The organism is Georgenia faecalis (assembly GCF_003710105.1).
Taxonomy (GTDB): domain Bacteria; phylum Actinomycetota; class Actinomycetes; order Actinomycetales; family Actinomycetaceae; genus Georgenia_A; species Georgenia_A faecalis.
In genome coordinates this window covers 1,371,221-1,384,952 of the sequence record NZ_CP033325.1, presented here as the reverse complement: position 1 = coordinate 1,384,952, position 13,732 = coordinate 1,371,221, and the positions used below count along the sequence as shown (strand labels likewise).

At 75.1% G+C, this 13,732-nt stretch carries 11 protein-coding genes; 1 reads left to right on the top strand and 10 read right to left on the bottom strand.

From position 1 onward, the window contains the following. Window positions 1-38 precede the first annotated feature (38 nt). From EBO36_RS05945 to hisF, 4 genes are all read right to left on the bottom strand, one after another. Window positions 39-1,886, bottom strand: a complete 1,848-nt coding sequence (locus EBO36_RS05945; protein ID WP_122823798.1) for an ABC transporter ATP-binding protein — start codon at window positions 1,884-1,886, stop codon at window positions 39-41. After that, window positions 1,883-3,784, bottom strand: a complete 1,902-nt coding sequence (locus EBO36_RS05940) for an ABC transporter ATP-binding protein (protein ID WP_342352726.1) — start codon at window positions 3,782-3,784, stop codon at window positions 1,883-1,885. The genes EBO36_RS05945 and EBO36_RS05940 overlap by 4 nt, the downstream gene beginning before the upstream one ends. 189 nt (window positions 3,785-3,973) lie before the next feature. After that, complete coding sequence (locus EBO36_RS05935) at window positions 3,974-4,615, bottom strand: TIGR03085 family metal-binding protein (RefSeq protein ID WP_164471369.1); 642 nt, start codon at window positions 4,613-4,615, stop codon at window positions 3,974-3,976. A 619-nt stretch (window positions 4,616-5,234) separates the two neighbouring features. Continuing rightward, window positions 5,235-6,005, bottom strand: coding sequence for an imidazole glycerol phosphate synthase subunit HisF (hisF, locus tag EBO36_RS05930; RefSeq protein ID WP_122823796.1), 771 nt, complete (start codon window positions 6,003-6,005; stop codon window positions 5,235-5,237). 116 nt (window positions 6,006-6,121) lie between these two features. Between hisF and EBO36_RS05925 the strand changes: the two genes are divergently transcribed. Further along, window positions 6,122-6,664, top strand: coding sequence for a nucleoside/nucleotide kinase family protein (locus EBO36_RS05925; RefSeq protein WP_222928779.1), 543 nt, complete (start codon window positions 6,122-6,124; stop codon window positions 6,662-6,664). A gap of 12 nt (window positions 6,665-6,676) precedes the next feature. Here EBO36_RS05925 and EBO36_RS05920 read toward each other — a convergent pair whose 3' ends face one another. From EBO36_RS05920 to EBO36_RS05895, 6 genes are all read right to left on the bottom strand, one after another. Next, window positions 6,677-7,564 (bottom strand): FKBP-type peptidyl-prolyl cis-trans isomerase, encoded by an 888-nt coding sequence (locus tag EBO36_RS05920; RefSeq protein WP_164471368.1) that lies wholly within the window; start codon window positions 7,562-7,564, stop codon window positions 6,677-6,679. 63 nt (window positions 7,565-7,627) lie between these two features. Then, the gene (pafA, locus tag EBO36_RS05915; RefSeq protein ID WP_122823794.1) at window positions 7,628-9,046 is read right to left on the bottom strand and encodes a Pup--protein ligase; all 1,419 of its coding nucleotides are present in this window, start codon (window positions 9,044-9,046) and stop codon (window positions 7,628-7,630) included. After that, on the bottom strand, window positions 9,043-9,240 hold the full coding sequence (locus EBO36_RS05910; RefSeq protein ID WP_122823793.1) for a ubiquitin-like protein Pup: 198 nt from the start codon (window positions 9,238-9,240) through the stop codon (window positions 9,043-9,045). The genes pafA and EBO36_RS05910 overlap by 4 nt, the downstream gene beginning before the upstream one ends. Window positions 9,241-9,311: 71 nt before the next feature. Next, a complete protein-coding gene (gene dop / locus EBO36_RS05905; protein ID WP_280525431.1) occupies window positions 9,312-10,853 on the bottom strand; it encodes a depupylase/deamidase Dop in 1,542 nt (513 codons plus the stop codon). A 25-nt stretch (window positions 10,854-10,878) separates the two neighbouring features. After that, window positions 10,879-12,543, bottom strand: coding sequence for a proteasome ATPase (gene arc / locus EBO36_RS05900; protein WP_244925372.1), 1,665 nt, complete (start codon window positions 12,541-12,543; stop codon window positions 10,879-10,881). Window positions 12,544-12,641: 98 nt separating this feature from the next. Continuing rightward, complete coding sequence (locus EBO36_RS05895) at window positions 12,642-13,613, bottom strand: tRNA (adenine-N1)-methyltransferase (RefSeq protein ID WP_244925403.1); 972 nt, start codon at window positions 13,611-13,613, stop codon at window positions 12,642-12,644. Window positions 13,614-13,732 lie beyond the last annotated feature (119 nt).

Genomic DNA, 13,732 nt, shown 5'->3' with positions numbered 1-13,732 from the left:
CACGCGGGGTGCGGCGCCCGCCGACCCGCCCACGCCCGTCAGCGGGTCTGCGCCACCCAGCTGCCGTACATCCGCGCGTAGGTGCCGCCACGGGTGACGAGGTCGGCGTGCCGGCCCACCTCGACGACCTGCCCGGCGTCCACGACGACGACGAGGTCGGCGGCCTCCGCCGTCGAGAGCCGGTGGGCGATGGCCACGGAGGTGCGCCCGGCGGTGAGCCGTTCGAGCGCGTCGGCGATCCGCGCCTCCGTGGAGGGGTCGACCGCCGACGTCGCCTCGTCGAGGATGAGGACGTCGGCGTCGGCGAGGTAGGCGCGCGCGATGGCGACGAGCTGCCGCTCCCCCGCGGACAGCGACTCCCCGCGCTGCCCCACCGAGGTGTCGATCCCGTCGGGCAGGCCGGCGAGCCAGTCCTCGAGACCGAGGTCGCGCGCGGCCGCCTCGACGGCGGCCCGCGGGTGCCGGGTGCGGCCGTAGGCGATGTTGTCGGCGATGGTGCCGTCGAAGAGGAAGCCCTCCTGCGGCACCATCACCACGCGGGTGCGCAGCTCGGCGAGCGGCAGGTCGCGCAGGTCGACGCCGTCGAGGAGCACCCGTCCGGCGGTGGGGTCCATGAGCCGCGCGAGGAGCTTGGCCAGCGTCGTCTTGCCCGAGCCGGTCTCCCCCACGATGGCGACGGCGGTGCCGGCGGGGATCCGCAGGTCGATGCCGTGGAGCACCTCGGCTCCCACGGGGTAGCCGAAGCGCACGCCGTCGAACTCCACCTCGGCGGCGCGGTGCGGTCCGCGCCGGGCCTCGGCGGCCGCGAGGGCGTCCGCGTCCGCGTTGCTCGCCCGCAGCTCCCCGGTCCCGTCCGTGCCGACGGGCACACCGGGGTCGGCGATGTCGAGGGGCGTCTCGAGCACCGCGATGACGCGCCGCCACCCGGCGACGGCGTTCTGCAGCTCGTTGAGCATCTCGGTGGCGTTCTGCACCGGCCCGGTGAACATCTGCACGAGGAAGAGGAACGCCAGCAGGCGGCCGACGGTGAGCTCGCCCTCGAGGCCGAGCATGGTGCCGACGACGACCGTCGCCGCCAGGGCGAGCGCCGAGAGCGCCAGGCCTGTGGAGAAGGCCACCGCCGTGAAGGTCTGGGCCCGCACGGCCGCGTCGCGGTGCTCGGTGACGGCGTCGTCGACCCGGCGCTGGGTGCGGGCCGCGGCGCCGTAGGCGCGGATGGTCTCCGCCCCGACGACGGACTCGCTGATGGCGGCGAGCATCCCGCCGACCCGCTCCCGGACGATGCCGTAGGCGCGGCTGATGACGCGCTGAGCGGCGGGCGCGAAGAAGAAGACCGGGGCGAAGCACAGCCACACCACCGCGGTGAGCGGCGGGGAGTAGATCGCCATGGCCACCGTGGCCATGAGGAGCTGGCCCACGTTGAGGATGAGCTGGAGCCCGCCGAACTGGACGAAGCGGGAGATGGTGTCGACGTCGCTCGTCACCCGGGAGACCAGCGAGCCGCGCCGCTCGGCGTTCTGGGTGAGCACGGCGAGGTCGTGGACGTGCCGGAAGGTGCGGATGCGCAGCTGGGCGAGGCCCTCCTCGCTGCTGCGGAAGAGCCGGATGTTGACGACGGAGCTCGCCACTCCGGCGAGCACGACGACGCCCGCGCCGCCGAGGGCCGTCCACGCGACGGCGGGGACGTTCGGTCCGCCCGGGGCGAGGATGGCGTTGTCGGTGACGAGCTGGATCGCCACGGGCACGACGACCCGGCCGGCGGTGGCGAGGAGCGCGAGGACGAGGGTCCAGCCCAGGCCCTTGACCATCGCCGGGGAGAGCTGGAGGCCGCGGCGCACGGTCGCGAAGACGCCGAGATCGCTCGCCGAGGACATCTGGCTGCTCATCGGCTGGCCTCCCGGTCGGCGGTGCGGCGCTCGTACGCGGTCGCGAGGTCGGCGTAGCCGGGGTCGCGGGCGAGCAGCTCGGCATGGGTGCCGGCGTCGACCACGCGGCCCCGGTCGAGGTGGACGATCTGGTCGGCGAGGGCGATCGTCGCCGTGCGGTAGGCGACGAGCAGGACGCTCACCGACGTGTCGGAGCCGGTGCGGTCGCCCAGCCCGGCGAGGATCTGCTGCTCGACGACGGGGTCGACGGCGCTCGTGGCGTCGTCGAGGATGAGCAGCCGCGGGCGGCGGACCAGTGCGCGGGCGATGGCCAGGCGCTGGCGCTGCCCGCCCGACAGGGTGGTGCCCCGCTCGCCCACCCGGGTGTCCAGGCCCTCGGGCAGGGCGCGGATGAACGCGTCGGCGCGGGCCGTGCGCAGCGCGTCCCACACCTGCTCGTCGGTGATGGCGCCGGTGTCGTCGAGGGCGACGTTGCCGCGGACGGTGTCGTCGAAGACGAAGGTGGACTGGCCCACGAGGGCGACCGCTCCGGTGCGCGCGGCGGCCGTGAGGTCGCGGGCGTCCACGCCGTCGAGGAGCACGCGGCCGCTCGTGGGGTCGAGGAGGCGTGCGAAGACGGAGGTGAGCGTCGTCTTCCCGGCGCCGGTGGGCCCGACGAGGGCGACGGTGCTCCCGGCGGGGACGTGGAGGCTGACATCGCGCAGCAGGGCGACGGTGCCGGGCCGGTCGCCGGCCGGCGCGCTCTCGCCGTCGTCGGCGACGAGGCGGGCCGGGACCTCCAGCGTGACGTCCTCGACGCGCACGTCGAGGCCGCCGGTGCCGGGCAGGTCCGCGTCGCCGTCGGGCATGTCCCCGGTCGCGTCGACGACGCGGGCGATGCGGTCGTGGCCGACGAGGGAGCGCGGGAGCTCGGCGAGGACGAAGCCGATGGCCCGCACCGGGAAGGTCATGATCGTGAGGAGGTAGGAGATCATCACGACGTCGCCGGCGTCGGCGGCGCCGCGCTCCACCTGCCAGGCGCCGACGGCGATGACGGCGAGGGTGGCGAGCGAGGGCAGGAACTCGATGAGCGGGTCGAACACCGACCGGACCCGGCCCATGGCGACGTTGGCCTCGAGGAGCTCCTCGGTCACCTCGGCGAACCGGCGCTCCTCCACGGCCTCGGTGCCCAGCGACTTCACGAGCAGCGACGCCTCGAAGGACTCGTGGGCGACGTCGGCCACCTCCGCGCGCAGCCGCTGGGAGACGGCGACCCGGGGCGACATGTAGCGGCGGAAGACCGCGTTGGCGGCGATGACCGCGGGCAGCACGGAGACGCCGACGAGGCCCATGAGCGGGTCGGTGACGAGCATCGCCACCGCGGCGACGAGGAGCATCACGGTGACGCCGAGCGCGAAGGGGAAGGGCATGAAGACGCCCGAGGCGGCCTCGGCGTCGGCGTTGGCGTTGGACAGGAGCTGGCCGGTGGGGTGCCGCCGGTGCCAGCTCATGGGCAGGCGCAGGTAGCGGCGCGTGACCCGCAGGCGGTGCGCGGCCTGGATCTCGAAGACGGCGGCTCCGGCCCAGACGCGGCGGCCCGCCACGGCGACCGCGGTGAGCAGGCCGACGAGGAGGAGCCCGGCGGCGGACCACCAGATCCACGAGCTGGGCACGTCCTCGCCCGAGAGGGCGGGGGTGAGGACCCGGTCGGTCACCTGGCCCAGCAGGAGCCCGGAGCCGACCGTGCCGAGGCCGTAGAGGACCGAGCTGATGACGGCGAGGGTCGACGTGCGCGGGGAGTCCCGCATGCCGCGGGCGATGAGGGCGGCGGACCGGCGCAGCGTGCTGCCGGACAGGGTGTACGGCCGCGGGCCGGGCCCCGGCTCGAAGTGCCGCTGGCGGGACGCGGCTGCGGGCACGGCGGGACGCTCCTTGCGGTGGGGTGGGGCCGGCTCACCGATCGTGCGGGCGGCCGGGGATCGATGGTGCCACACGCCGGCGAGCGGCGGCACGGCAGTCCGGCGGGTGACCCGGCGGGTGGCTGGCGGGGTCCGGCCGGGGGGCCGGCCGGCGGCCGGCGGGGTCCCGCCGGCCCCGCCGGCGCGCGGTCAGTCGGTCTTCTCGTGCGCCATGCGCAGGCGGGCGACCGTCTCGGCGACGCCCTCGAAGCGCACGTCGGCGGCCTTGGTCCGGCCGAGGAGGTACAGGGCCAGCTCGACGGGGTCCCCGACGATGGCGACGGTGTCCGGGCCGCGCCGGACGACGGCCCGGGGGCCGCCGGGCACGACGAGGACGACGCCGACCGGGCTGCGCCGCATGATCATGCGCGCCATCGGCTGGAGGTTGCGCCACAGGGCGTCGAGCGTCTCCGCCGATCGCGCCGGCGCCGGACCGAGGCCCGCCCCGCGGCGCAGGTCCTCGTGGTGGACGACGTACTCGACGAGGTTCGCGCGGTCGCCCAGCCAGGCCACCGGGTTCACCCGGCTCGGGCCCGCGCTGAACCGCTCGGCGAGCGCGAGGTAGCCCTCGGGCGTGCTCGCCTCCTCAGCCACCCGCCCGAGGACCGGCTCCTCCCCGGGGGGCTTGCGGGCGATGACGTCGCGCGCGATGGCCAGCGGCTTCTGGTCGCGCAGGACGAGGTGGGCGAGCAGGTGGCGGCTGCGCCAGCCGCTGCACAGCGTCGGGGCGTCGGGGCCGGCCGCCGTGAAGGACTCCACGGCGAACGCTCGCTCGATCTCGCTCAAGGACACGTGGTCTCCTTCTCCGTCGTCGGCTCCGGTGAGCCGACTCACCCGCACAGCAAACCGTGCCCGCGCCGTCCGGGCGACCCGGCGGTCCTGGCGCCGGCTTGGAGCGACCGGCTGGCCCCGCACCCTGCACCACCCGATTCCCGGCCTATGGGTGACATCGCGATGCCTATAGCGCTGGGATCTCACCCACAAGCCCCGAAATCGCGGCCCGGCGGCCCGCGCCGGCCCGAGCGACCTCCGACCGGGCGACCTCGCGCCTTGCACCACCCGATTCCCCGCCTATGGGTGACACCGCGATGCCTGTAGCGCTGGGATCTCACCCACAAGCCCCGGAATCGAGGCCCGGCGGCCCGCGCCGCGGCGAGCGACGCGCTGTAGCCGGCCGACCCGGCGGAGCCGGTGCCGCCGCTAGCGACCATCCGACCTGGAGCCCCCGCCCGCGACCCCGCACCACCGATTCCGCGCCCGCACCACCGATTCCGCGCCTGTGGGTGACATCGCGATGCCTATAGCGCTGGGATCTCACCCACAAGCCCCGGAATCGAGGCCGGGCGGCCGGCGCAGCGGCGAGCGCGGGCGCGGGCGGCCGGCAGCCCGCCGAACACATCCCGTCGCCGGCTCAGCGCACGGGGATGCCGGCGGCCCGCATGTCCGCCTTGACCTCGCCGATGGTGAGCGTGCCGAAGTGGAAGACGCTGGCGGCGAGCACGGCGTCGGCCCCCGCCCGCGCGGCCTCCGTGAAGTGGCCCGGCGTCCCCGCCCCGCCCGAGGCGATGAGCGGGACGCGGACCTGCGCGCGCACGTCGGCGAGCATGGCGAGGTCGAACCCGCCGGTGGTGCCGTCGGCGTCGATGGAGTTGAGGAGGATCTCCCCGACCCCCCGCTCGGCGGCCTCGACCGCCCAGGCGACGGCGTCGATGCCGGTCCCCCGGCGGCCCCCGTGCGTGGTCACCTCGTAGCCCGACGGCGTCTGCGTGCCGGGCGGGCAGCGGCGCGCGTCGACGGACAGCACGAGCACCTGGTTGCCGAACCGCTCGGCGATCTCCCCGATGAGCTCGGGCCGGGCGACCGCCGCGGTGTTGACGCCCACCTTGTCGGCCCCGGCGCGCAACAGCGCGTCGACGTCGGCGACGGCGCGCACCCCGCCGCCCACGGTGAGCGGGACGAAGACCTCCTCGGCGGTGCGGGCGACGACGTCGAGGGTGGTGGCCCGCCCGTCCGAGGAGGCGGAGACGTCGAGGAAGGTGATCTCGTCCGCGCCCTCGGCGTCGTAGCGCCGGGCCAGCTCGACCGGGTCGCCGGCGTCGCGGAGGTCGGCGAAGCGCACCCCCTTGACCACGCGCCCGGCATCGACGTCCAGGCACGGGATGACCCGCACGGCCACGCTCATCGCACCGTCTCCCTTCGTTCCCTGCCCCCATGATCGCTGACGACGGCGGTTGGTCGCGTCACCCGTCCCGCGACGCGGTCGAGGGGGCGGGCGCCGGAACGGGTAGCGTGCCGGCGATGGATGCCGCCGACCAGGTGATCGCGCTCGTCCGCGACGCGCGGACCGACACCCGCCCCGGGCCCGTGGTCGTGGCGATCGACGGCCGCTCCGGCGCCGGCAAGACCGAGCTGGCCCGCGCCGTCGGGCACCGGTTACCGGGCGCCCGCGTCCTCTCCCTCGAGGACGCCTACCGCGGGTGGTCGGGGCTGCGCGCCGGCGTCGAGGCGGTGGCCGCGGGGGTGCTCGCCCCGCTGGCTCGCGGCGAGGCGGGCGCGCTGCGCCCCTACGACTGGCACGCCGGGCGGCTCGGTGAGCCGCTCGCCGTCCCCGTGCCGGAGGTCCTCGTCCTCGAGGGCTGCGGGGCCGGGTCGGCGCCGTGCGCGCCGTACGTCGACGTCCTCGTGTGGGTCGAGGCGCCCGAGCCCGTGCGGCACGCGCGCGTGCGGGACCGGGACGGCGACTACTGGGCCGAGCACTGGCAGCGGTGGGCGCACCAGGAGGAGGAGCTCCTCGCCGAGCGCGACGTCCCGGCCGTGGCCGACCTCGTCGTCCGCACCTGACGGACGCCGGCGCTACTCCGTCGTCGCCGGGCTCGGCACGACGACCTCGCCGTCGCCGCCCGCCGTCGCGAGGATGTCGACGACCATGACGAGCGTGTGCGTGCCGGCGCCGAGGGCGGGCGGCACGATGAGCAGCACCCGGGAGCCCACCCGCTGGTCGATGAGCCCGTCGCGCAGGCCGGGGAACGTGTCGTCGATAGCGACCGTGCGGGGCAGGGCGCCCGCGGCCCACGTCGAGTCGTACACCTCGCCGCCGGGCCAAGTGACGGCCGTGTACTGCAGCGTCACCTCCTGGCCGGGCCGGACCTGGTCGCCCTCGCCGCGGATGAGCGGGATGACCTCGAGGCTGCTCGGGGGCTCGGCGTCGGGCAGGGTGATGACCGGGGCGCCATCGGCGCCGACAGTCACCGTGGGCGACCCCTCGGGCGGCGCGACGGCCTCGCCCTGGGCGCTCGTGGGCAGGACGTCGATGACGAGGACGAGCATGCGGTCGCCGTCCTCGGCGCTGATCGGCTGCGTGACGATCAGGCGGCTGCCCTCGGTCGCCCCGACGAGGACGTCGTAGAGGTCCTCGCCGACGTCGTCCGGGGTGAGCAGGAGGGTGCGTGCCTCGCCCGCGCCGCGGTCCTCGAGGACGGCGCCGTCGTCCCCGTCGTACGCAGTCAGCGCGAGCAGCGCTGGCTGGTCGGCGGCCAGTTCGCGGCCCTCGCCCTCGACGATGACCTCCGCCTCGCCCTCGGTGAGGGGCAGCGGCACGTCGAAGGAGACGATCGGCGCGCGGCCGAAGGCCCCGGTCACGGACATCGTGTCCGTCGGCTCCTCGGTGCTGGGCTGGTCGGTGCAGCCGACCAGGCCCAGGACCACGGCGAGGACGCCGACGAGAAGTCTCAGAACGCGCACGTTCGGCAGCCTACGTCCGCCCCAGCACCGCGTGCCATGACGCAGGCCACGGAGCGAGGCACCTCACGCCGGCGCGCCACCGCCCAGGGGTGCACGGGGCGCGCTGGCGGCGGCGATGAGCCGGTCGACGCGCTCGTCGGTGCTGGCGAAGGGGTCCTTGCACAGGACGGTGCGCTGACCGAGGTCCCCGAGCTTGAGGTGCACCCAGTCGACGGTGTGGTCCCGGCGGTGGTCCTGGGCGGCGCCGACGAAGTCGCCGCGGAGCTTGGCGCGCGTCGTCTGCGGCGGCACGGTGACGGCGCGGGCCACCTCCTCGTCCGTCGCCACCGTGGCCATGAGCCCGCGCGCGCGCATGGTCGCGGCGAGCCCGTCGCGCGGGGAGATGTCGTGGTAGGCGAGGAGCAGCCGCGCGGTGCGGACCTCGTCGAAGGCCCGGCCGTGCTGGGTGCGGTAGCGGTCGAGGAGCCGCTTCTTGATGGCCCAGTCCAGCTCGGTGTCCACCAGGGAGTGCTCGCCCGTGCGAACGGCCCGCAGCCCACGCTCCCAGAGCTCGAGGACCCGCCGGTCGGTGTCGCTGAGGTCGGCGCCGTCGAGGTGGGCGAGGACGCGGGCGAGGTACTCCTCCTGCATCTCCAGGGCGCTGAGGCGCCGCCCGTCCGCCAGCTCCAGCGGGGTGCGCGCGGTGAGGTCGCGGGCGACGTCGCGGATGGCCCGCATGGGGTCGGCGAGGACGAGGTCGCCCAGCCGGGTGCCGGACTCGAGGAGGTCGAGGACGAGCCCGGTCATCCCGGTCTTGAGGAGCGTCGTGGTCTCGGCGACGGAGGAGTCGCCGGAGATGACGTGGAGGCGGCGGTAGAGCTCGGGGTCGGCGTGCGGCTCGTCCCGCGAGTTGATCATGGGGCGGGAACGGGTGGTGGCCGAGCTCATCGCCTCCCACAGGTGCTCCGAGCGCTGGGAGAAGCAGTAGACCGGACCCGACGGGGTGGTGCGCACGGTCCCGGCGCCGGTGAGGATCTGGCGGGTGACGAGAAAGGGGACGAGCTCGCCGACGGTGCGCGCGAAGTCGCCGCGCCGCCGGATGAGGTAGTTCTCGTGGCAGCCGAACGCGTTGCCCGCGGAGTCGACGTTGCTCTTGAGGAGGTGGATCCGTCCCGTGACGCCGTCCTCGGCGAGCCGGGCGGACGCCTCGTCCGCGAGCTCGTTGAGGATCCGCTCCCCCGCGCGGTCCTGGACGACGACGTCACGCACGTCGTCGCACTCGGCGGTGGCGTACTCGGGGTGGGAGCCCACGTCGAGGTAGAGCCGGGCGCCGTTGCGCAGGAAGACGTTCGAGGAGCGCCCGAGGGCCACCACCTTGCGGAAGAGGTACCGGGCGGCCTCGTCGGCGCTCACCGGCTCCGCGCCCCGCTCGCTGGGACGGCCGCCGTCGACGGTGATGCCGTACTCGGTCTCCAGCCCGTAGATCCGCCGTGCGGGCCTCACTGGCCGCCCTTCTGCACGAACCCGCGCACGAAGGACTCCGCGTTGGTCTCGAGCACCGTGTCGATGTCGGCGAGGAGCGCGTCGAGGTCGCTGTCGCGGGCCTGGGCTGCCGCGGCGCCGGCCGGCGGCAGGGGCGCGGGGACCGCGGCGTCGTCGTCCTCGCGCGAGACCCTACGGTGCTGCTCCTGCGCCATGGCCTACCTCCCGGTGTCGGTACCGCGATTCTAGGTCGACCTGTCCGCCGGGGCCGAGCCGGCCCGAGGCGTCAGTCCGGCGCGCGCAGCGCCGCGACCAGCGCGCCGACGTCGGCGCTGGCCTCCAGCGTCGCCCCCGCGCGGTCCCGGGTGCCGACCTGCGGGTCCGGCAGCGGCACCCGCGCAAGCGTCGGGGCGCCGGGGACGTCGAGGAGCACGGAGCCCCAGCCGGCAGCGGCGACACCGGCGCCGTAGCGGCGGATCGTCTCGCCCCTGAACCACGCCCGGGTGTCCTGCGGTGGGCGCGCGACGCAACCGGCGACGTCGTCGTCGGTGACGAGCCGCTCCACCGCCCCGGCGGCCGCGAGGCGGCCGTAGATGCTCCGCTCCGCGCGCACGTCGGACCACTGCAGGTCCAGCGCCGCCAGCCGGGGGTCGTCCCAGGTGAGGCCGTCGCGGCGGCGCATCCCGTCGAGCAGGCGCAGCTTGGCCACCCACTCCACCTCCGCGGCGCACGTGGCGGGGTCCTCGGCCAGCCGGGCGAGGACCGACCCCCACCGGGCGAGGACGTCGGCCGTCTCGGCGTCGGCGCCGTGGCGCCCGACGGCGTCGGTGAGGACCTCGAGGTAGACGCCCTGGATCTCCAGTGCGGTCAGCTCGCGCCCGTCGGCGAGCTGGAGGCGGTGGGTGAGGCCGGGGTCGTGGCTGACGGCGTGCGTCTCGCCCACCGGGTCGGCGAGGGCGAGGGCGTCGAGCTCGAGGGGGACCTCGCCGACCTCGAGCAGCCACAGCAGGAGCGAGGTGGTCCCGAGCCTGAGGTAGGTGGAGACCTCGAGGAGGGTGGCGTCGCCGACGATGACGTGCAGGCGGCGGTAGCGGCCCGGGTCCGCGTGAGGCTCGTCCCTGGTGTTGACCAGCGGCCGGTTGAGCGTGGTCTCCAGCCCCACCTCCGCCTCGACGAAGTCGGCCCGCTGGGAGATCTGGAAACCGGCGACGTCGCTGCGCTGGCCGATCCCCACGCGCCCGGCCCCGCAGAACACCGGCCGGGTGACGAGGAACGGCGTGAGGTAGCGGACCACCTCCCCGAACGGCACCGCCCGGTCCACGAGGTAGTTCTCGTGCGTGCCGTAGGACTGGCCCTTGCCGTCGACGTTGTTCTTGTACAGCGCGACGTCCTCACCCCCGGCGGCGAGGGCGGCGGCAGCGCGGCGCATGACCTCCTCCCCCGCGCGGTCCCACCGCACGGCGTCGAGGGGGCCCATCACCTCGGGGCTGGAGTACTCCGGGTGCGCGTGGTCGACGTAGAGCCGCGCGCCGTTGGGCAGGACGACGTTCGACGCGACCGGCCGTCCGCCCACCGGCTCCCGGCGGCGCTCGAGCGGGCCGAGCGGGGCCAGGCGCGGCGCGCCGGCGTCGGTGAGCTGGCTCGGGTGCGCGGACGCCCGGTCGAGCCGGAACCCGCGGGCGTCGGCGAGGGGGTCCTCGCCCTCGTAGTCCCACCGCGCCGTCGTCGTCGTGGCGGCGTAGGCGGCGACGACGGCGGTCGACAGCGCGACGGGGTTGGCGCGCGGGTCCCCCGGGCGCAGGACGCCGTACTCGGTCTCGATGCCCATGGGGCGCCGCACGCTCACGCGGGCCTCACAGCCGGGCGTCGACGGTCTCGACGGCGCGCGAGACGTCCTCGGTGCCCTGGGCGCCGAGGGTGCGCAGGAAGACGATCCGCTCCCCCTTCTTGCCGGCCACGCGGGCCCAGTCGTCGGGGTTGGTCGTGCTCGGGAGCTCCCCGTTCTCGTGGACCTCGGCGGCGCAGGCGGCGAGCAGGTGCTCGGTGCGCAGGCCGCGCACACCGGTGGCGATGAGGTCCTTGATGGCGTTCTTCTTCGCCCGGTCGACGACGTTCGCGAGCATCGCACCGGAGGCGAAGTCGCTGACGTAGAGCACCTCCTTGTCACCCCCGGCGTAGGTGACCTCGAGGAACTCGTTCTCCGGCACCGGGGCGTAGAGGTGGTCGACGACGCGCTCGATCATCGCGGCCACGGTGCGCGCCGGGTCGCCGTCGTGCGCGGCGAGCTCGGCAGGGTGGAGCGGCAGGTCCGGGGTGAGGTACTTGGCGACGATCTCCTTGGCGCCGTCGGCGTCGGGCCGCTCGATCTTGATCTTCACGTCGAGCCGCCCCGGGCGCAGGATGGCCGGGTCGATCATGTCCTCGCGGTTGGAGGCGCCGATGATGATGACGTTGTCGAGCCGCTCGACGCCGTCGATCTCGCTGAGCAGCTGCGGGACGATCGTCGTCTCCACATCGCTGGACAGGCCCGTGCCACGGGTGCGGAACAGGGAGTCCATCTCGTCGAAGAAGACGATGACGGGGATGCCCTGGGACGCCTTCTCCCGCGCCCGGTCGAAGATCACCCGGATCTGCCGCTCGGTCTCGCCGACGTACTTGTTGAGGAGCTCGGGGCCCTTGATGTTGAGGAAGTAGCTGCGCGCCCCGCCGTCGCCGGCCACCGGAGCGGCGCCGTCGGGGGCGCGGTCCCCGGCCGCGGCGATCGCCAGCGACGTGGCGACCGCCTTGGCGATGAGCGTCTTGCCGCACCCGGGGGGGCCGTAGAGGAGGACGCCCTTGGGTGGCTTGAGCCCGTGCTCGCGGTAGAGCTCGGGGTGGAGGAACGGCAGCTCGACGGCGTCGCGGATCTGCTCGATCTGCGCGCCCAGCCCGCCGATGTCGGTGTACGCGACGTCCGGCGTCTCCTCGAGCAGGTGCTCGCTCACCTCGGCCCGCTCGACGTGCTCGAGGGCGAACCCGGTCCGCAGGTCGGCGAGGAGGGTGTCACCGACCCGCACGGGGTCGGTGGTGAGGGGGCCGGCGAGGCGCAGGACGCGCTCGTCGTCGGAGCGGGCAACGACGAGCACCCGGTCGCCGTCGAGGACCTCCTTGACGGCGACGAGCTCCCCGGTGCGCTCGTACCCCGCCCCGCGCACGAGGACCATGGCCTCGTTGAGGCGGACCTCCTGGCCGGGGCGCAGCGCGCCCAGCGGCACGGACGGGGCGACGGCGACGCGGAGCTTGCGCCCCGAGGCGACGACGTCCGCCTCGCGCTCGTCGAGGTGGGCGGCGACGAGGACGGCGTAGCTGCTCGGCGGGCGGGACATCGCCTCGAGCTGGTCCTGCATGCTCTCCAGCTGGCCGCGGGCGGCGCTGAGGGCGGTGGCGAGCCGCTCGTTCTTCGCCGCCAGGCTCGCCGCCTGCGTCTCGAGCTCGCGCACGCGGTTGTCGCTGAACGCGGCCATCCCGGGCTCCGTCATGTCACCGCCTCCTGTCCCTGCGTCAACGGTAGGTCACCGGCGCCGTCGACCGCGCTCAGGACCGCCCGGCGTGAGACGCACACCGGGCGGTCGGCGGGTCACGCCGGGCTGCCGCCGTCGGTCTCCAGGAGGCGGGTGACGTCGCGGCGCACCCGGCGGATCTTCTTGTCCGAGACGGTGCGCTCGCCGAAGTCCTCGGGGCCGAGGTCGTCGGAGTAGGCGCCCTTGGCGGGGCGACGACGGCGCAGCGGCGGCTGGACGCCGGGGGCCATCCGCCGCGTGGTGACGAGGAAGCCGGTGTGGCCGATCATCCGGTGGTCCGGGCGCACGGCCAGGCCCTCGAGGTGCCAGCCCCGGACCATGGTCTCCCAGGCGCGCGGCTCGGTGAACAGGCCGATGTCCTTGGCGTCCTCGACGAAGCGGGACAGCTGCGTCGTCGTGGCGACGTAGGCGACGAGGACGCCGCCGGGCGCGAGCGCCTCGCCGACCACCTCGAGGTTCTCCCAGGGGGCGAGCATGTCGAGCACGACGCGGTCCACGGTGCCCGGCTCGGCGACCCGCGGCAGGACGTCGGCGAGGTCGCCGACCTCGACGCGCCACGCGGGGTGCTCACCGCCGAACCACGCCTTGACGTTGGCCCGGGCGATGTCGGCGAAGTCCTCGCGGCGCTCGATGGACAGGAGCTGGCCGCGCTCGCCGATGGCCTGGAGCAGGGACATGCTCAGCGCCCCGGAGCCGACGCCCGCCTCGACGACGCGGGCGCCGGGGAAGATGTCGCCCTCGCCGACGATCTGCGCGGCGTCCTTGGGGTAGATCACCTGGGCGCCGCGGGGCATCGACAGGACGTGGTCGGCGAGCAGGGGGCGCAGGGCGAGGAACTCCACGCCCGAGGTCGTCGTGATGACGCTGCCCTCGGACATGCCGATGACGTCCTCATGACGGAAGTAGCCGCGGTGGGTCTGGAACGTGGCGCCGGGTGTGAGCGTGATGGTGTGCAGGCGGCCCTTGGGGTCGGTGAGCTGGACCCGCTCCCCCACGCGCAGCGGCCCGCGGCGCCGGGCGGCGCCCAGCGGGCGGTCCCCGGAGGCGTCCGCCGTCCAGGGCTCGCGCGGCTCGTCGTCGTGGTCGTTGGGGGTCGGGGCGGCGTCGTCGGCCTGGGCCTGCGCGTCGTCGGGGGTCGGGGCGGCGT